General features: G+C 63.3%; 17 protein-coding genes, 1 tRNA gene and 1 pseudogene. 12 read left to right on the top strand and 7 right to left on the bottom strand.

The genetic code is table 11. The features are described 5' to 3' along the window. Positions 1 to 107: 107 nt before the first annotated feature. Both cmk and aroA read right to left on the bottom strand, forming a co-directional pair. On the bottom strand, positions 108 to 758 hold the full coding sequence (cmk, locus tag FJ527_RS03100) for a (d)CMP kinase (RefSeq protein WP_140614979.1): 651 nt from the start codon (positions 756 to 758) through the stop codon (positions 108 to 110). 146 nt (positions 759 to 904) lie between these two features. Beyond that, positions 905 to 2266 carry a 3-phosphoshikimate 1-carboxyvinyltransferase gene (aroA, locus tag FJ527_RS03095; RefSeq protein WP_140821633.1) on the bottom strand — a complete coding sequence of 454 codons (1362 nt, stop codon included), beginning with the start codon at positions 2264 to 2266 and terminating at the stop codon, positions 905 to 907. 206 nt (positions 2267 to 2472) lie between these two features. On the opposite strand from aroA, the gene FJ527_RS03090 reads away from it, so the two are divergent. Together FJ527_RS03090 and FJ527_RS03085 are read left to right on the top strand one after the other, a co-directional pair. Then, positions 2473 to 2862, top strand: a complete 390-nt coding sequence (locus tag FJ527_RS03090) for a TIGR02300 family protein (RefSeq protein ID WP_015314256.1) — start codon at positions 2473 to 2475, stop codon at positions 2860 to 2862. Between the two features lie 173 nt (positions 2863 to 3035). Next, positions 3036 to 3111, top strand: a tRNA-Ala gene (locus tag FJ527_RS03085). Positions 3112 to 3195: 84 nt separating this feature from the next. Here the strand turns inward: FJ527_RS03085 and FJ527_RS03080 are convergent. The 4 genes from FJ527_RS03080 to FJ527_RS03065 all read right to left on the bottom strand — a co-directional run bounded on the left by FJ527_RS03080 (position 3196) and on the right by FJ527_RS03065 (position 5327). Next, on the bottom strand, positions 3196 to 3423 hold the full coding sequence (locus tag FJ527_RS03080; RefSeq protein WP_015314255.1) for a hypothetical protein: 228 nt from the start codon (positions 3421 to 3423) through the stop codon (positions 3196 to 3198). Between the two features lie 9 nt (positions 3424 to 3432). Further along, entirely contained in the window at positions 3433 to 3678 is a 246-nt protein-coding gene (locus FJ527_RS03075) for a hypothetical protein (RefSeq protein WP_015314254.1), read from the bottom strand. An 83-nt stretch (positions 3679 to 3761) separates the two neighbouring features. Continuing rightward, positions 3762 to 4463, bottom strand: coding sequence for a Crp/Fnr family transcriptional regulator (locus FJ527_RS03070; protein WP_140821631.1), 702 nt, complete (start codon positions 4461 to 4463; stop codon positions 3762 to 3764). Positions 4464 to 4652: 189 nt separating this feature from the next. After that, a complete protein-coding gene (locus FJ527_RS03065; RefSeq protein ID WP_140614973.1) occupies positions 4653 to 5327 on the bottom strand; it encodes a GntR family transcriptional regulator in 675 nt (224 codons plus the stop codon). A 393-nt stretch (positions 5328 to 5720) separates the two neighbouring features. Here FJ527_RS03065 and ssuD point away from each other — a divergent pair, with 393 nt between their 5' ends. The 10 genes and pseudogenes from ssuD to FJ527_RS03015 all read left to right on the top strand — a co-directional run bounded on the left by ssuD (position 5721) and on the right by FJ527_RS03015 (position 16800). Next, complete coding sequence (gene ssuD / locus FJ527_RS03060; protein WP_140821628.1) at positions 5721 to 6893, top strand: FMNH2-dependent alkanesulfonate monooxygenase; 1173 nt, start codon at positions 5721 to 5723, stop codon at positions 6891 to 6893. Further along, the gene (locus FJ527_RS03055) at positions 6890 to 8347 is read left to right on the top strand and encodes an FAD/NAD(P)-binding protein (protein ID WP_140821626.1); all 1458 of its coding nucleotides are present in this window, start codon (positions 6890 to 6892) and stop codon (positions 8345 to 8347) included. Before ssuD ends, FJ527_RS03055 begins: the two co-directional genes overlap by 4 nt. A gap of 159 nt (positions 8348 to 8506) precedes the next feature. After that, entirely contained in the window at positions 8507 to 9610 is a 1104-nt protein-coding gene (gene sfnG / locus FJ527_RS03050; RefSeq protein ID WP_140714317.1) for a dimethylsulfone monooxygenase SfnG, read from the top strand. A 124-nt stretch (positions 9611 to 9734) separates the two neighbouring features. Continuing rightward, a complete protein-coding gene (locus FJ527_RS03045) occupies positions 9735 to 10661 on the top strand; it encodes an ABC transporter ATP-binding protein (protein WP_140821624.1) in 927 nt (308 codons plus the stop codon). Further along, positions 10658 to 11557 (top strand): branched-chain amino acid ABC transporter permease, encoded by a 900-nt coding sequence (locus FJ527_RS03040; protein ID WP_140821622.1) that lies wholly within the window; start codon positions 10658 to 10660, stop codon positions 11555 to 11557. Before FJ527_RS03045 ends, FJ527_RS03040 begins: the two co-directional genes overlap by 4 nt. Positions 11558 to 11560: 3 nt before the next feature. Beyond that, positions 11561 to 12601, top strand: a complete 1041-nt coding sequence (locus FJ527_RS03035) for a branched-chain amino acid ABC transporter permease (RefSeq protein WP_140821620.1) — start codon at positions 11561 to 11563, stop codon at positions 12599 to 12601. A 78-nt stretch (positions 12602 to 12679) separates the two neighbouring features. Further along, positions 12680 to 14016: pseudogene (locus FJ527_RS03030) on the top strand (ABC transporter substrate-binding protein). A 67-nt stretch (positions 14017 to 14083) separates the two neighbouring features. Next, positions 14084 to 14875 (top strand): ABC transporter ATP-binding protein, encoded by a 792-nt coding sequence (locus tag FJ527_RS03025; protein ID WP_140821618.1) that lies wholly within the window; start codon positions 14084 to 14086, stop codon positions 14873 to 14875. Positions 14876 to 14899: 24 nt separating this feature from the next. Then, positions 14900 to 16147, top strand: coding sequence for an SfnB family sulfur acquisition oxidoreductase (locus FJ527_RS03020; protein ID WP_140821616.1), 1248 nt, complete (start codon positions 14900 to 14902; stop codon positions 16145 to 16147). A gap of 167 nt (positions 16148 to 16314) precedes the next feature. Further along, entirely contained in the window at positions 16315 to 16800 is a 486-nt protein-coding gene (locus FJ527_RS03015; protein ID WP_015314243.1) for a hypothetical protein, read from the top strand. An 81-nt stretch (positions 16801 to 16881) separates the two neighbouring features. Here the strand turns inward: FJ527_RS03015 and FJ527_RS03010 are convergent, their stop codons facing one another. Continuing rightward, a complete protein-coding gene (locus tag FJ527_RS03010; RefSeq protein WP_181166268.1) occupies positions 16882 to 17541 on the bottom strand; it encodes a TetR/AcrR family transcriptional regulator in 660 nt (219 codons plus the stop codon). Positions 17542 to 17650 lie beyond the last annotated feature (109 nt).

The following is a 17650-nucleotide window of genomic DNA, read 5'->3' as shown; positions in this document are numbered from 1 at the left end:
CTTTTCAAGCGGCAATTCCGGCGCATGAAGAATGCAGGCAGGCTGGTTCGTGCCCGATATGGGTATTTTCTTCGCCTCCGGCAACCGGAAGCAGCATGAAACCCGGATCAGGCCTTGTTTCTCTTGGCCAGCACGTCGTCGATGACGGACATGGCCGCGAGAAACGCGGCTTCTATAGCCATTTCGCTGGTATCAAGCAAGTGCGCGTCGGCCGCCGGCTTCAGCGGCGAGTCCGCCCGGCCCATGTCGCGCTCGTCGCGACGCTGGATATCGGCAAGGATTTCGGCGAAATCGGCGGTGCCGCCGATGCTTTCGATCTCAGCCAGCCGGCGCTTGGCGCGCACCTCGGCACTTGCCGTCACATAGAGTTTTATGTCGGCGTCGGGGCACACGACCGTGCCGATGTCGCGCCCGTCCAGCACCGCGCCCGGCGGCGTCCTTGCGAAGTCGCGCTGCTTTTCGACCAGGATGCGCCGCACCGTAGGGAAAACCGCGACCTTCGAGGCGGCCTCGCCAACCGCATGCGCCGACAGCACCGCGCGGTCGAGCTTTGCCAGATCGACCTGGCGGGCGGCGGTTTCTGCCGCCGAGACATTGTCGAGCGGTAGGCCCAGCCGCAGCAGCGCATGGGCGACGGCGCGATAGGTCAGGCCGGTGTCGAGCAGGTTGAGGCGGTAGTGATCGGCGAGACGGCGGGCGAGCGTGCCTTTGCCCGCGCCGGCCGGTCCGTCGATGGCGATGGTGAAGGGGTGGGTCATTGGCGGGCAGACGCCTTACGCATGGAAATAGGCCCCCGCGACTTCGTCATCCTGGGATCTGCGCCGCGTCGCTGCGCTCCTTGCTTCGCCCCAGAATGACGAAGCACGGGATGTCGCCAGCCAATCCCCAAGGTTTGCGATTGCCACTATCGCTCGATCTCCGCGCCCAGCCCCTTCATCAAGTCCATGAACTCCGGAAAGCTCGTCGCGATCATGGCCGCGTCGTCAATGGTTACAGGCTTTTCAGTCGCCAGGCCCATCACCAGAAAGCTCATGGCGATGCGGTGGTCGAGATGGGTCTGCACCGTCGTATCCCGGTCGTTGGGGTGGCCGCCCAATCCCCTGCCGCCTGGTTTGCCGCGCACGGCAAGCGAAGCTTCGCCCTCGGTGCAGTCGACGCCGTTGAGCTTCAGCCCGTTGGCGACCGCCGACAGCCGGTCGGATTCCTTCACCCGAAGTTCCTCCAGCCCCTGCATCAGCGTCTCGCCCTCGGCGAAGCTGGCGGCAACGGCCAGCACCGGGTATTCGTCGATCATCGACGGCGCCCGCTCGGGCGGCACGGCGACGCCTTTCAGCTCGGAGTAACGAACGCGCAGGTCCGCGACATCCTCGCCGCCGGCATTGCGCGGGTTCAAGATGTCGATCTGGCCGCCCATTTCCTGCAGCGTGAGAAGCAACCCGGTGCGGGTCGGGTTCATCAGCACGTTTTCGATGACAATGTCGGAACCCGGCACGATCAGCGCCGCCACCAGCGGGAAGCCGGCCGAGGACGGGTCACCCGGCACGGCGATGGTCTGGCCGGTCAGCTTGCCCTGGCCTTCGATGAAGATGTGGCGCACGCCGCGTTCGTCGGTCTCGACCGACAGGTTGGCGCCAAAGCCCTTGAGCATCTTTTCCGTGTGGTCGCGCGTCATGACAGGTTCGATGACGGTGGTGATGCCGGGCGTGTTCAACCCGGCCAGCAGCACCGCCGACTTCACCTGCGCCGAGGCCATCGGCACGCGGTAGGTGATCGGGGCCGCGTGCTTCGGCCCATGCAACGTGATCGGCATGCGGTCGCCGGGCGTGGCTTTGAGCACCTGCACGCCCATCTGGCGCAGCGGTTCGAGCACGCGACCCATCGGCCGGCCCGACAGCGAAGCATCGCCGATAAAAGTCGTCTCCATGTCGTAGGTGCCGACGAGCCCCATGGTCAGCCGCGAGCCGGTGCCGGCATTGCCGAAATCGAGCGGACCTTCCGGCTGCAGCAGCGCGCCGTTGCCGGTGCCGCGGATCACCCACTCGGCGCCGCGTTTCTCGATATGCGCGCCCATCGCCTTCATGGCCGCGCCCGTGCGCATCACATCCTCGCCCTCGAGCAGGCCGGTGATGCGGGTTTCGCCGGAGGCGAGCCCGCCGAACATGAACGAGCGGTGCGAGATCGACTTGTCGCCCGGCACGCGGGCCGTGCCGGAAAGGGCTGGTGACTTGCGGGCAGTGGCCGGCTTGGCAGCGGCGGCGTGAGACATGGAATTTCCCTGGACGGATTGCCGGCGTGCCGGCGCTTTTCATTTGTTGCGGCGGTCTCGTATCACGGCGGGGCGAAATGGTCATCCCCATGCTTGTCACTTGGCGCGAGGCCTTTCAGTGCTTGGTTTTGTGACGCCGGCTTTTCGCTTTGACAGCGCTGCAAACTGTGGTTAAGGGGACCACTCTTTTATCGACGAGGCTTGCCGTGGCAAAAACCGAACTTGGCACAAAACGCATCGACCCGGAAACGGGCCGGAAATTCTACGACCTGAACAAGGACCCGATCGTCTCGCCCTATACGGGCAAGACCTATCCGCGCTCCTATTTCGAGGAAGGCAAGATCGCCGCCGTCGAGGAGGAAGAGGAAGTGGCCGAGAAGGAAGTGGACGCCGAGGAGGAAGAGGGTGTCGAGGTCGTCTCGCTCGAAGAGGCGGAAGACGACGCCAAGAGCGACGATCTTCCCGATCTCGGTGACGACGAGGATGACGTCGACCTCGGCGACGACGAGGATGACACCTTCCTTGCCGACGAAGAGGAAGAAGACGACGACGTTTCCGACATGATCGGCGTCGGCGACGACGACGACGAAGTCTGACAAAGGCTTCGAACGTAAGCGTTTGCCGGCTTTCACGCCCTGTGAAGAAAAAGCCGCCGATGAAGGCTTGATATCTGGGAATGGCGGGGTTAGAAGCCGCCTGCACTAACGGCGCGGTCTTCCAACCCGCGCCGATCTCTCGCCGGAAACGGCGCCGGCTGACTGCCGGGAGTGGGGCCATAGCTCAGTTGGGAGAGCGCTTGAATGGCATTCAAGAGGTCGTCGGTTCGATCCCGATTGGCTCCACCAGTTACCTTCCAGGGCAAGGAAACGCTTTGTTTCGGCGGGACATCTCCGACCTGTTCAACCATTGGCGATGCCTGATTTGCGCGATCACGGAACGTCAGCGCCGAACTCGACGGCAAATCCCGCGTCGATCGCGCTTCGCGCAATGAGATCGCCAAGTTCCCAATCCGTGAGTTCGCAAAGCGGGAACATTCTCCTCACCTCGTGGCTCACCTCGGATATCGAAATGCAAGGCCTGTCGACGGTGTCGATCAGGCAGCGGACAATCGCTTGGCGAACGTCCGACAGGGTAGGCGTCTGCGCGAGCGCAGGCATCTCCGCCCCCTACGAATGGAGTTGCGGCGCTACGCCATCGGCCGAGTTTGTGTCGAACGCCACGGGTACGCCGTGAACGAGGGATGCGGTCGCCAGCAACTCCTCCAACTCGCCGTCGGTAGCCCTGCATGCGGGTATGAGTGTTCGGATGGCGCGTATTGCCTGCGCAATGGAGAGAAAGCGTGCCTTGCCCCTGGAAAGAACATAGGCTTCGGCGGCTCTTTCAACCGTGATGGAGTGAAAAGAGTTGGTCATCGAGAATTCCTCCCTGAACCCTGACCAACATGGTTTACGGCAGGACTTCGGTGGTCTTCAAGCCTATGTCCGGTTCCAGACAATCAGCCAGCCCCTGCGCTGAAGTGATGTTGCTCCTCCTCGCCATAGGCACCATCCGTGAGTTTTATCATTCCGGTACGGTCGACGATCGTGATCTCGCCGCGCTTGGCATGAACCAGCCCCCGATATTCGAGCATTTGGAGGGCGGTGGTAACGCCCGGGCGCCTGGAGCCAAGCATGGTCGCCAGAAATTCATGCGTCAGGTAGATGATATCTCCTTCAGCGCGATCGTTGACCATCAGCAACCAGCGGGCGAGCCGTTCCTCGATTTTCGAATGGCCATTGACCAGCGCCGTTCGCGACGACTGGACCAGGAATGCGTGGGCGTAGCGAAGCAGCGACGGGCGAAGGGTCTGGCTCTCGGCAATCGCAATGCGCAGACGTTCAACCGGCAGACACCAGCCGTTGCTGGCGACTTGAATATAGGTTTCATTGGGAGATCGGTCCTGGCCGAGAACGACCGCTACCCCGGTCATGCCGTCGCGGCCGATGATGCCGACTTCGCTTTGCCGCCCTCCGGTCATGGCGGCGACCACCGACGCGATACCGGTTTCGGGAAAATAGACATGCTCGATCGGCTGATGCGCGATCTCCAGCCGGGCTTTGATGGCCAGTTCGACGTGATGCATCGACGGCCGTAAAAGCCCGAAATCCTCAGGCGTGAGGGTTTTCAGAATATGGTTGCGAAAGGTGGATTGAGGCATGGCTCTTCTCCCTATCGGGCAAGAGCATGTACCCTCTTACTGTCGGCTGCATCCGGACAAACGGCGGCCGATGGCTGATCTTACGCTTCATGCGCGGGCTTGGCAAACGACTCGCCCGCTTGGAAAGCTAACTAAGCGTTGACGTCAAGCGTCCCGGGGGCCGCAGCGCTGCCAGACGCCGAGAAGGCTTCAGCCGAGAAGGTCCGCGGCGACTTCGAGCGTGTTGCGGAAAGAGGTTTCGAGGTGGTGTTCCATCGCTTGTGCGGCGCCCTCGGCATCGTGCCGCTTCAGGGCATCGAGAATGGTTTCGTGCTGCTCGATCGTCTGTTCGCCATAGCCGGGCTTTGGAATGGCGAGATAGCGGCCGCGGTCCATCTGCGCCTTGGAGATGTCGACCGCTCGCCAGATCATCGGCAGGCCGCAGATTTCGGCGATGGTGCGATGAAAGACATCGTCGAGTTGGATCGCGGTGGCATATCGGCCGCGCGCGATGGCGAGCTTGTGCGCCGCCATATTGTCCTCCAGCAATTCGGCGGATGCCGGCGTGAGCTTGATGGCCGCGCGCCTGGCGCTCTCCATTTCCAGCGCCCGCCGGATGACGTAGGCCTCCTCGAGGTCGGCGCGGCTGATCGGCGCGACATAGGTGCCGGTCTGCGCCAGGATATTGACCAGGCCTTCGTCGCTGATGCGCTTCACCGCTTCCCGCACCGGGGTGCGCGAAACGCCGAGCGCTTCGGCGATGGCCACCTCGTTGATCACTTCCCCCGGCTTCATCTGTCCGACGACGATCAGGTTGCGGATCTTCTGATAGATCTGATCGCGCAGCGGCAAAGCCCGATTGAGGGTCGAAGGGTCAAGGTCCATGGCAAATCCGCAGCGTTCGTTCACCAGAAATGATCGGAGTATATTGGAACGTAAATTGGAATGCACCCAATGCGGAGGCGTCCCTGTCGACAATGGGGGGGTGGCCAATTCACTCGACGCCTGGAAGGAGGCCGCCGACCCTTTCCAAGGCGGCGCAAGGACAACGTCAACGCGGTCGAGCCGGTCCTCTCCGCTCCCAGGCGGCGGGCATGAGGAAGAATTTCCAATTGCGTGCGCGGATTTAGAATAAACTAACTCTACAGAATTTATAGAATAAGCAATCTGCATGGGCGATCTGTTTCCTGCACAGGACCACGCCATGCCAGCATTTCCGCGTTTACTCTCAACCGTGCCGGAGCCGGGCCGCTGCCACCGAACCACAGGAGGCAAGGCATGACCCAAGATGTCCCCGACCGCATCAAGGTTCTCTGGTTCCTGCCGACGCATGGCGACAGCCGTTATCTCGGCACGACCGAGGGCGGCAGGGCCGTCGATCTGCCCTATCTGTCGCAAGTGGCGAAAGCGGCCGACACGCTTGGCTATTACGGCGTGCTGTTGCCGACCGGCCGGGCCTGCGAGGATTCCTGGGTGATTGCCTCGGCGCTGGCGCCACTGACAGAGCGGCTGCGTTTCCTCGTCGCCGTACGGCCCGGCTTGCAGTCGCCGACGCTTGCCGCGCGCATGACAGCCACGCTCGACCGCATCTCCAACGGCCGCCTGTTGATCAATGTCGTCACCGGCGGCGATCCGCTGGAAAACAAGGGCGATGGGATCTTTCTCTCGCATGCCGAGCGCTATGAGGTGACGCAGGAGTTCCTCCAGATCTACAAACGGGTGCTGAGCGGTGAGACGGTCGAGCACCAGGGCAAGCATTTCCGCATCGAGGACGGAAGGTTGCTGTTCCCGCCGGTGCAGGCGCCCTATCCGCCGCTCTATTTCGGTGGCTCATCGGATGCTGGATCGGCAGTCGCGGCGCAGGAAATCGACAAATATCTGACCTGGGGCGAACCCCCGGCCGACGTCGGACGCAAGCTCGATGCCGTGCGCGGACTGGCCGACAAGGCCGGCCGCAAACTCTCCTTCGGCATTCGTCTGCATGTCATCGCCCGTGAAACCACTGAACGGGCCTGGGCCGCCGCCGCCAGCCTGATCAGTCGGCTCGACGACGCGACGATCGCTTCGGCGCAGAAAGTGTTCGGCCGCATGGATTCGGTCGGCCAAGCGCGCATGAGCGCGCTGCATGGCGGCAACCGTGACAAGCTCGAGATCGCGCCCAATCTATGGGCCGGCGTCGGCCTGGTGCGCGGCGGTGCGGGAACGGCACTGGTCGGCGACCCGGATACGATCGCCGAGCGCATCGATGAATACCGTCGCCTCGGCATCGACACCTTCATTCTGTCCGGCTACCCGCATCTGGAGGAAGCCTATCGCTTCGGCGAACTGGTGCTGCCGAAACTGCCGACCGATCATCCGGTCAAGTCGGCCGGGTCGTCGGTCAATACCGGGCCGTTCGGCGAGACCATTGCCGGTGACCATCGGCCGAAGTCGCTCGCCAGCGCCTCGTGAACGCGCTGCCTCCGGTCCGCCGATCGCGCGTCGCCATAATCGGCGGTGGTTTTTCCGGCGCGGCGGTCGCTTGGCACCTTGCGCGGGCGCATGGGCCGGAGCGCCTGTCGATCTCGGTGATCGAACCGCGTTCCGCGCTCGGCGGCGGTCTTGCCTATTCCAGCGATGAGCCGTCGCACCGCGTCAACGTCCCGGCCGTCCGGATGAGCATGGTTCCCGAAGACCAGCAGCATTTTGCGCGCTGGCTGGAGGGCAGTGGCGAAATCGAGCGGGACCCGGATGCGCTGTGGAAGAACGGCGACGTATTTCCGCGCCGGCGGGTGTTCGGTCGCTATGTCGCCGAGCAGCTCGCACCTTGGCTCGAATCGGGCGCTATCCGTCATGTCGAAGCTCAGGCCACCCGGGTAATTCGAGCCAACGGCGCGGGCTGGACCGTACAGACCTTAGCCGGACCTGTCGCGGCCGACATCGTCGTGCTCGCCGCGACTCATCCTCTGCCGGCCATCCCGGCAGCACTTGCCCTGTTGGCTGAAGCACCTGGCTTCATCGCCGATCCCTACGCGCCGTCGGCACTCGCTGGGATCGGGCCGGAGGCGTCGGTCCTGATCGTCGGCTCCGGACTGACCTCGGCCGACATGGTGGCCGAGCTTGACCGCCGGGGTCATCGCGGCCGCATCCTGGCGCTGTCGCGCCGCGGACTGCGTTCGCGCGGCCACCCGGATATCAGACATGAGCCCTTCGGCGACTTTGCGTCGGTGCCGGCCACATCCGCACTTGGCCTGCTGAAGAACATTCGCGCCACGCTGGCCGCGGCGCGAGCCGCCAACGTCAACTGGCAGTCGGTCTTTGACCAATTGCGCATGCAAGGGCCGGTGCTGTGGTCCGCCCTCGCTCCGCAAGAGCGGGCAAGGCTGGTCCGCCAGCTGCGCGTGTTCTGGGACGTGCATCGCTTCAGGATCGCACCGCAGGTGGCTTCCGTGCTCGACCGCCGCCAGACCGCCGGCACATTCGACACCATTGCCGCCCGGCTTGTCGCGTCGAACGACGAGGGCGACAGCCTCGCGGTCAGCTTCCAACGGCGCGGACAGACGCGAATCGAGACGGCAAGCTTTGATGCCGTCATCAACACGACGGGGCCGGCCCACGGGCAGGCGCTCCAGTCAAATCCGGCGCTGCGTTCCCTGACTGAGGCCAGTCTGATCAGGGCGGACGCATACGGGCTCGGTATCGAGACGAGCTTCGATAGTCGCGCCGTCGGTGGCGATGACAAGGCGGTTGTCGGGCTTTTCGTCGCCGGTCCGCTGGCGCGAGGCACCTTTGGCGAACTCATGGGCCTGCCGGAGGTTGCTCGCCATGCCCAAAGGGTCTCGGTCGAGATCGCGGGGCTGCTCGACACATCTTCTTCAGGCGGAGCGGTTGGCCCCAATGCCGGGGGCGTTGCGGTCGCGGGCTGACAACCGCAAGCCGGCATGGCCGGGCAAAATTGGTATTTCCGTCCCGCAAGTGCGCCAAAAACGGAAAATCCTCCTTTGTATATAAATTCCATAAACATAATAAATATAGCGACACCGGCTGCGGCTGGACCGATCAACAGCCTGACTGGGAGACAATTCATGGCACATGCAGGAACCGACGCGGTCAAATTCGCCTACTGGGTGCCCAATGTTTCGGGCGGCCTGGTGATCTCCGACATCGAGCAGCGCACCAGCCATTCAGCCGAGTACAACCGCAAGCTGGCACAGATCGCCGAAAAGGCCGGTTTCGACTACGCGCTGAGCCAGATCCGTTTCACCGCCGGCTACGGCGCCGACGAGCAGCATGAATCGGTGGCATTCAGCCATGACCTGCTGGCCGCCACCACGACGCTGAAGGTGATCGCCGCGATCCTGCCCGGCCCTTGGAATCCCGCGCTGGCGGCCAAGCAGATTGCCACCATCAGCTACCTGACCAACGGCCGTGTCGCCATCAATCTCGTCTCCGGCTGGTTCCGTGGCGAGTTCCACGCCATCGGTGAGCATTGGCTCGACCATGATGAGCGCTACCGTCGCTCCGAGGAATTCATCCGTGCGCTGCGCGGCATATGGACTGAAGACAGCTTCACCTTCCGAGGCGACTTCTACCGCTTCAACGAATACTCGCTGAAACCGAAGCCGCCGCGGCCGCTGCCCGAGATCTTCCAGGGCGGCTCGTCGCGCGCGGCACGCGACATGGCATCACGCGTCTCCGACTGGTATTTCACCAACGGCAACACGCCGGCCGAAATCGCCAAACAGGTCGATGATCTCAAGACCAAGGCAAAGGCCAGCAATCATTCCGTCAAGGTCGGCGTCAACGCCTTCGCCATTGTCCGCGAGACCGAGCACGAGGCCAAGGCGGTGCTTGCAGAGATCATCGCCAGGGCCAATCCGGAAGCGGTCAACGCCTTCGGCCACGAGGTCAAGAACGCCGGCAAGGCCTCGCCGGAAGGCGAGGGCAATTGGGCGAAGTCCTCCTTCGACGACCTCGTCCAGTACAATGACGGTTTTCGCTCCAACCTGATCGGCACGCCGAGACAGGTTGCCGAGCGCATCGTCGATTTGAAGAGCGCCGGCGCTGATCTCATCCTGCTCGGCTTCCTGCATTTCCAGGAAGAGGTCGAGTATTTCGGCAAGCATGTCATCCCGCTCGTTCGCGAGCTGGAGGATGCCGGGCAGGCGGCTTCGCTGGCAGCGGAATAGTCATCTCTCCAAGGCTGGCCGGGTAATCCGGCCAGCACCCGAATGAAGGTTTTCAAGCGCGCTCGATCTTTTCGGGCGGCATCGAGAATTCGTGCGCCTGCGGGCGAAATCGAGGACGATTGGAATGCCGTTGCCCAGCTATGCCATAGGCGTGATGGAAGCCTCGGTCTATGCGCCGGAAGTTTTCGCGCGCGGCCTGCCCTCGGCGCTGCAGCCGTCCGAAGGTCATACCGCACCGGTAACAGGCGCTGCGGTGGCCACATCTCCGATGCTTTCACTCCAGGCCATCGGCCTGTCGTTCGGCGGCGTCGTCGCGCTGGCCGATATCGATCTGTCTGTTCGATCAGGTGAAATCCGCGCCATTATCGGCCCGAACGGCGCCGGCAAGAGCTCGCTGATCAATGTCATCAGCGGTGTCTACCGGCCGGATCGCGGCCAGGTCCAGCTTGCCGGAATCGACTATGCGCAGGTGCCGACGCAGCGGCTGGCGCATCTCGGCGTCGCCCGGACTTTCCAGAACCTTGCTTTGTTCAAGGGACTGAGCGTCCTCGACAATGTCGCCACCGGCCTTGCCTACAAGGTCCGTTCCAACTTCGCCGGCCAGGTGCTCGGCATCGGACGATCGCGCGGCGAGCGACGTGAGACACGCAGCCGCGCCGATCAGATTCTCGAATTTCTCGACCTCACCGCCGTGCGCGATCGTCTTGCCGGCACGCTGCCCTACGGGCTGCGGAAGCGGGTCGAACTCGCCCGGGCGCTGGTCGCGGAGCCGCGCCTGCTGCTGCTCGACGAACCGATGGCCGGCATGACATCAGGTGAGAAAAGCGAAATGGCTGCTTTCGTGCGCGCCGCGCGTGACCGCTTTGCCACGACCGTCGTCCTGATCGAACACGATGTCGGCGTCGTCATGGGCCTGTCCGACCGTGTCGCCGTTCTCGACCATGGCCGCAAGATTGCCGACGGCACACCCGACGAGGTCCGCAACGACCAGCGCGTCATCGATGCCTATCTGGGCGTCGCCTCAGACAATGAGGACGGGGCGGGCATATGATCGCCGACTTCGACTATCAGTTCTTCATCGAGGTGCTCGTCGGCGGGCTGCTCTCCGGCGTCATGTATTCGCTGGTCGCGATCGGCTTCGTGCTGATCTACAAGACCTCGGGCGTGCTCAACTTCGCCCAAGGCGCGATGCTGCTGTTCGCCGCCCTTACCTTCGTCAGCCTTGTCGAACGCGGTGTTCCGTTTGCACTGGCGTTGGTGGCAACGTTCGCCATCATGGTGGCGATCGGCATCGCCATCGAGCGCACGGTGCTGGGGCCGCTAACCAACAAGCCGCCGATCACCCTGTTCATGGCGACGCTTGGACTGTCCTACATCATCGAGGGCGCCGCCCAACTGATCTGGGGCACGCAGGTCCATGGTCTTGACCTCGGCATCGAGGATGTGCCGCTGGAAGTCGGCGGCGTGCTGATCAGCCAGTTCGATATTTTTGCGGCGGTGGTCGCGGCCGGCATGGTTCTCCTGCTGTCGCTGTTCTTCCGCTACACCCGCATCGGCCTCGCCTTCCGCGCCGTCGCCGACGACCAGTTCGCCGCACTCGCGGTTGGCCTGCGTCTGCCACTGATCTGGGCCACCGTCTGGGCGGCGGCTGGCCTAGTCGCGCTGGTCGCCGGGCTGCTCTGGGGCGCCCGCCTAGGGGTGCAGTTCTCGCTGTCGCTGGTGGTGCTCAAGGCGCTGCCGGTGCTGGTGCTTGGCGGCTTCGATTCCATTCTTGGCGCCATTGTCGGCGGGCTCCTAATCGGCGCCAGCGAGAAGCTCGCTGAGGTCTATATCGGCGATTATTTCGGCGGCGGCATCGAGAGCTGGTTCGCCTATGTCGTCGCGCTTGTCTTCCTCCTGATCCGTCCTTCCGGCCTGTTCGGCCAAAAGCTCGTCGAAAGGGTCTGAGCCATGGCCGCGACTGCAAGCGACTTTTCCGCCGTGACGGTGCTGCCGAAATGGGTGGCCCCCGTACTCCTGCTCGCCTTCGCCTATGGCGTCGTGCCGCTGATCGGCTCGAGCTACCTGTTCGAGGCCATCCTGCTGCCGTTCCTGGCGCTCAGCCTCGCCGGTGTCGGCCTCAACATCCTGACCGGCTATGCCGGCCAGGTTTCGCTGGGTAGCGCCGCTTTCATGGCGGCAGGCGTCTTTGCCGCCTATAATTTCAACCTGCGCGTCGAAGGCCTGCCACTGATCGGCAGCATTTTCCTCGCCGGCATCGTGGCCGCCGCGATCGGCATCGTCTTCGGCTTGCCGAGCCTGCGGCTGAAAGGTTTTTACCTGGCGGTTTCGACGCTTGCCGCGCAGTTCTTCGTTCAATGGGCGCTGACCAAGTTCAGCTGGTTTTCCAACAACTCTGCATCCGGCGTCATCGACGCGCCCAGGCTGTCGTTTTCAGGCTTCACACTCGATGGCCCCGTCGGCCGCTATTTCTTTGCGCTGACCATCGTCGTCATCCTGACCTTCTTCGCCTATCGGCTGGTGTCGTCGCAGACGGGACGAAACTTCATCGCCATCCGCGACAACGAGACCGCCGCCCGCATCATCGGCATCCCGGTCTTGAAGACCAAGCTTCTGGCCTTTGCCATCTCGTCCTTCGTCATAGGCGTCGCCGGTGTCATCTGGGCGTTCGCTTATCTCAGGACCGTAGAGCCGGATGGCTTCGATCTCGACCGCTCGTTCCAGATAATGTTCATCATCATCATCGGCGGCCTCGCCTCGATCCGCGGCGCATTCTTCGGCGCCGCCCTGATCGTGGTCTTTCCGCTCGCACTGTCGCGCCTCGGCGGCTTCCTGCTTGGCGATATCTTCGATTCGGGCGTGCTCGACATGAGCCAGCGCATCGTGCTCGGCCTCCTCATCATCCTGTTTCTGATCCTCGAACCCGACGGGCTGGTGGCCCTGTGGGACAGGATCCGAAGACGGCTCCTGTTCGCTTGGCAATCGACCTGAGCCCTCGCAGTCCAGAATCCTATTCGAAGATGAACCAGAGGCCGGACCAAAGACGGCCCATACCGGGAGTACCTAGCCATGACCTTCCTCAGCACCATCAAGGCGGCGGTTTTGTCCGCGGCGATGATCGTGTCGGTGGCCTTGCCATCAGCTCATGCCGACGAACAATATTTCCCGCTGCAGAGCTATCGCGTCGGACCCTACGCGGCCGGCGGCACCGGCTTCTTCGGCGGCTTCATCGATTATCTCAACCTCATCAACATCCGCGACGGCGGCGTCAACGGCGTCAAGCTGACCTGGGACGAGTGTGAGACCCAGTATGAGGTCGAGCGCGGCGTCGAATGCTACGAGCGGCAGAAGAGCCATGCGGGTGCCGCTGCCTGGAACCCGCTCTCAGTGGGCATCGCCTATGCGATGATCGACCTATCACCGCCGACAAGGTGCCGCTGATCACGGTCAACCATGGCCGCACCGACTCCACCGACGGGCGCGTCTTCCCTTACGTCTTCCCGCTGCTGCTCAACCCCTACAGCGAGACGTCAGGCATCGTGAACTATATCGCCGCCAAGGAAGGCGGCATCGACAAGCTCAAGGGCAAGAAGATCGTCGTGCTCTATCACGGCTCGCCCTACGGCAAGGAGACCATCCCGATATATGATTTGCTGGCGCAGAAATATGGCTTCACCGTGCAGCAGATCGAGGTGCCGCATCCCGGCAACGAACAGCAGTCGCAATGGCTGACCATCCGCCGCGCCAAGCCTGATTTCGTCGTCCTGCGCGGCTGGGGCGTGATGAACCCGGTGGCGCTGAAGACGGCGGTCAAGGTCGGCTATCCCGTCGACCACATCGTCGGCAATGTCTGGTCGAATTCGGAAGAGGACGTCATCCCCGCCGGCGATGCCGCCAAGGGCTACACCGCCATCACCACCCAGGCCTCGGGCAACACCTATCCGGTGGTGCAGGAGATCGTGAAGACCGTCTACGGCGCCGGCAAGGGCAATCTCGAAGACAAGTCGCGCATCGGCTCTGTCTACCACAATCTCGGCATCGTCAACGGCATCCTGAATGTCGAGGCGATCCGCGTCGCGCAGGAGAAGTTCGGCCATCGCACGCTGACCGGCGACGAAGTCCGCTGGGGCTTCGAACACCTCAAGCTCGACCCGGCCAAGGTCGAGACGCTCGGCGCCAAGGCCCTGTTCCACTCGATCAATGTCAGCTGGGATAACCACGAGGGCGAGGGCTACGTGACCTTCCAGCAGTGGGACGGCAAGAAGTGGAACGTCGTTTCCGACTGGATCGCGCCGGATTGGGCGCTGCTGCGGCCGATCATCGAGAAGTCGGCCGAGGCCTATGCCGCCGAGAAGGGCATCAAGCTGCGCACCGCCGACGATGCCAACGCCGTGACCACCAACTGATCTCCGGGCCGGGTGCCGTGGACACCATCCGCGGCGCCCGGCCCATCCGCAAAGCACGGAAACAGCCATGCCGAACGACGACATCATCCTGGCCGTGGACGCGGTCCACGCCACCTATATCAACGCCATCACGGCGCTGCATGGCGTCAGCTTCGAGATCAGGCGGGGTGGGATTCTGGCGCTGCTCGGTGCCAACGGCGCCGGCAAGACCACGACGTTGAAGGCCGTCTCCAACCTGCTGCCGGCAGAGCGCGGCCAGGTCAACGCCGGCTCCATCCGCTATGATGGCTCGGATGTCTCGCGCCGCAAGCCGGGCGATCTCGTACGCGCCGGGCTGGTCCAGGTGCTGGAAGGCCGTCACTGTTTCAAGAGCCTCACCGTCGAGGAAAACCTGGTCGCCGGCGGCATCGGCCGCAGCGGCCGCCGAGCCGAAATCAACGCGGATCTCGAACGGGTTTATTCCTATTTTCCGCGTCTCAGGGAAAAGCGCCGGACATTGTCCGGCCTCACCTCCGGTGGCGAACAGCAGATGACTGCCATCGGCCGCGCGCTGATGTCGCGGCCGCGCCTGCTGGTTCTCGACGAGCCCTCGATGGGGCTTGCCCCGCTCATCGTGCAAGACATCTTTCAGACGCTGAAAAAACTCAACCGCGAGACCGGTCTGTCGATCCTGGTCGCCGAGCAGAACTCGGCGGTCGCGCTTCGCTATGCCGACCACGCCACTGTGCTCGAAAACGGCGTCTCGGTCCTGTCCGGCGCGGCCGCCGATCTTCGCCAGCGCGAGGATATCAGGGCGCTCTATCTCGGCCAGCAGCCGTCGCCCGCCGCCAAGCCATCCCGTCTCCACGCCGTTGCCTGAACCGAAATTTGAAGGAGCAATGAAATGACCGTCTCGACCGTCAAGACAGACCATGCTTCCGCCGCCGTACCGCCGGTCGCAAGGCCCTCGGCACCAGCACACATCATCAGGGACGATGCGGAGGCGATCGCCATCGCCCATGCGCTCGCCGCCGAATTCGTCAAGGGGGCGTCCAGGCGCGACCGCGAGCGTATCTGGCCGGTTGCCGAGCTCGACGCCTTCTCCCAAAGCGGCCTGTGGTCGATCAATGTGCCGAAGGAATTCGGCGGGCCGGAACTGTCCTATGCGACGCTGGTCAAGGTGATCGAGATCATCTCGGCGGCCGATTCCTCAATCGGCCAGGTCGCGCAGAACCATCTCGGCGTCATCGCGGCCATCCGCACCGTGTCGGATGTGGGACAGCAGAAGCTGCTGTTCACCGAGGCGCTGAAGGGCACCCGGTTCGGCAACGCCTTTTCCGAGTTCGGTTCGAAGCGCGCCGCCGATTTCGAGACCCGCTTCACCGACGCCGGCGACCATGTCGTCGTCAACGGCCGCAAATTCTATTCGTCCGGCGCGCTGCTTGCCCATCTGGTGCCGATCGTGGCGCTCGATGACGAAGGTCGCGCCTGGTATGCCATCGCCGACCGTGGCGCGCCCGGCCTGACCATTATCGACGACTGGTCGAGCTTCGGCCAGCGCACGACGCTCTCCGGCACCGTCATCATCGACAACGTCAAGGTGCCGAAGACGTATCTGGTGCCGGGCTACAAGGGCTACGACAAGCCGACCGCCGACGGCGCCATCTTCCAGATAATCCAGGTGGCGGTGGACACCGGGATCGCCCAGGCGGCGATCGACGAGACGGTTCACTTTGTCAGGACCAGGAGCCGCGCCTGGATCGACAGCGGCTTCGACAATGCCTGGGACGATCCCTATACCATCCAGGCTGTCGGCGACCTCACGCTGCGCCTGCACGCGGCGCAGGCGCTGCTCGAAAAGGCCGGCCATGCCATCGACAAGGCGGTGGCCGAGCCGACAGCCGAAACGGTCGCGCATGCTCAGATCGTCACCGCGGAAGCAAAAATCCTGTCGACCGAAATCGCCATCGCGGCAACGAACAAGCTGTTCGAACTGGCCGGCACGCGCTCGACGCTGGCCGAGCACAATCTCGATCGCCATTGGCGCAACGCCCGCACGCACACGCTGCACGATCCGGTGCGCTGGAAATATTCGATCCTCGGCAAATATTTCCTCAACGGCGAGAATCCGCCGCTGCACGCCTGGAGCTGATCTGCCGGAGGCGGGCGGCGCGGGCTGCGGTCGACCTGGTCGTCGCCGAGTGGCTTTGCCCTGACGGTTATCCCCTTCCGGATGCCGGCGGCGGGTGAAAGCTTACGCCCAATTTACGACCATCGGTTACACCGGTTCCTGTCTGATTCGTTCGGGACAGGAACCCCATGAGCAAAGCCCTCACGACCTTCGCACTCGTCTCCGTCTTGACCGCCTTGCTCATGGCGCTGAGCCTTGCGGTGGCCCGTCACGGCTATCCCTATGGGGCGATCGGCGTCAAGCGTCTCGACGGCATCGCCGACGCCGGAACGTTCATTCCGCTTGCGGCAATTTTTTTCTTCAGCGCGCTGTTGATGATGATCCTGCCGATCCGCGCGGCCAGTATCGTCCTCCTCCATGCCGCCGATGCGATCTTCTGGACTGTCATCGTGCTGTTCGCCACCATCGTCGGCGGCCTGCTCGCCCGATGGGCCTTCGGTCAGGGCAGCGCTCTTCTGGCGTTGTTGAACTGGCGGTTCCTGTTTGCCGTGGCGGTCGTCGGTTGCCACTTCGTCATGAACGAGTTGCGCCGCAACGTGCTGCTGCGCAGCCTGTTCTTCGTGATCTTTGCCGCCGCCACGCTGGCCTGCCTGTTCTGGTCGTTTACGCTTTAGCCGGAACCTACCATCCTATCGCCGCCTGTTCTTCGTTCCATGGCGAAGCGCTATCGGGATCACGAGTTCGGAGTCTTCGGGCTACCGGCCGCCGGAGACCGCTTTCGCGACGTAGCGCGAAAAATCCTCGACATCCGCAGCCGAAGGCTCCTGGCCGGTGAAGCTGCGCAGATACGCGGCAACATGCGGCAGGCGACTGCTCATCGGTTCGTTGAGTTCGAGCGAATAGTAGCCGATCTGCATGAAATAGAGCACGCGAGCGCGAACGAACGCGTCTTCCTCCTCATAGCCATGACGCAAGAACATGCCGCGGATGGCAGTGACGCGTTCTTCGTCGGCCTCGTCGAGCGCACGCCGGATGGTGGGGGAGCGTCGAGCCCATGCCCGGATGGCGAAATCCAGCCGGGGGTCGAACAGCTTTTCGTCCACCCAGCATTCGAAAATGCTCATCACCCCACGAATGACAGTCGCGGAAGGGCGTGCGGCACGCTCGACGATGAATCGGGTATTGGTCTGCCGCCAATGGTCCAGCAACTGGTCGAGCAGATCCTGCCGGCTCTTGAAATACCAGTAGAAGCTCGAGCGCGAGACATCGAGTTGCTCGCCAAGCGTCAGCACGCGGACGCGTTCGACGCCGTCCGAGATCAGGGTTTCAAGCGCCAGCTTCAGCCAGTCTTCGCGAGTAGCCTTGACGTTGCCGGTGGCGCCGGCGCGCTGGATCGTCGTTTCGAGTGCTGCCATCTTGACGACGCATGACACGCCACACCAGGCAAATCAAGATTGTGGGCATATCTGTACAGGGCAATCCGGCCTTGACCCGGAACGCTGCCCGCCCATGTTAGCCGGATTG

Origin of the sequence: Mesorhizobium sp. B2-4-18 (assembly GCF_006441385.1) — a bacterium.
Classification (GTDB): domain Bacteria; phylum Pseudomonadota; class Alphaproteobacteria; order Rhizobiales; family Rhizobiaceae; genus Mesorhizobium; species Mesorhizobium australicum.
Note: the sequence above shows the minus strand (reverse complement) of the source record. Positions and strands in the feature narration are given on the sequence as shown.

Bases quoted from the DNA above. Each gene is read 5' to 3' on its own strand.
- ssuD (WP_140821628.1), top strand. From the start codon at position 5,721: ATGACCCAAGATGTCCCCGACCGCATCAAGGTTCTCTGGTTCCTGCCG.
- cmk (WP_140614979.1), bottom strand. From the start codon at position 758: ATGACCCACCCCTTCACCATCGCCATCGACGGACCGGCCGGCGCGGGC.
- FJ527_RS03075 (WP_015314254.1), bottom strand. From the start codon at position 3,678: ATGACCAACTCTTTTCACTCCATCACGGTTGAAAGAGCCGCCGAAGCC.
- FJ527_RS03010 (WP_181166268.1), bottom strand. From the start codon at position 17,541: ATGGCAGCACTCGAAACGACGATCCAGCGCGCCGGCGCCACCGGCAAC.
- FJ527_RS03070 (WP_140821631.1), bottom strand. From the start codon at position 4,463: ATGCCTCAATCCACCTTTCGCAACCATATTCTGAAAACCCTCACGCCT.
- FJ527_RS03080 (WP_015314255.1), bottom strand. From the start codon at position 3,423: ATGCCTGCGCTCGCGCAGACGCCTACCCTGTCGGACGTTCGCCAAGCG.
- FJ527_RS03065 (WP_140614973.1), bottom strand. From the start codon at position 5,327: ATGGACCTTGACCCTTCGACCCTCAATCGGGCTTTGCCGCTGCGCGAT.
- sfnG (WP_140714317.1), top strand. From the start codon at position 8,507: ATGGCACATGCAGGAACCGACGCGGTCAAATTCGCCTACTGGGTGCCC.
- FJ527_RS03040 (WP_140821622.1), top strand. From the start codon at position 10,658: ATGATCGCCGACTTCGACTATCAGTTCTTCATCGAGGTGCTCGTCGGC.
- aroA (WP_140821633.1), bottom strand. From the start codon at position 2,266: ATGTCTCACGCCGCCGCTGCCAAGCCGGCCACTGCCCGCAAGTCACCA.
- FJ527_RS03045 (WP_140821624.1), top strand. From the start codon at position 9,735: ATGCCGTTGCCCAGCTATGCCATAGGCGTGATGGAAGCCTCGGTCTAT.
- FJ527_RS03020 (WP_140821616.1), top strand. From the start codon at position 14,900: ATGACCGTCTCGACCGTCAAGACAGACCATGCTTCCGCCGCCGTACCG.
- FJ527_RS03025 (WP_140821618.1), top strand. From the start codon at position 14,084: ATGCCGAACGACGACATCATCCTGGCCGTGGACGCGGTCCACGCCACC.
- FJ527_RS03035 (WP_140821620.1), top strand. From the start codon at position 11,561: ATGGCCGCGACTGCAAGCGACTTTTCCGCCGTGACGGTGCTGCCGAAA.
- FJ527_RS03015 (WP_015314243.1), top strand. From the start codon at position 16,315: ATGAGCAAAGCCCTCACGACCTTCGCACTCGTCTCCGTCTTGACCGCC.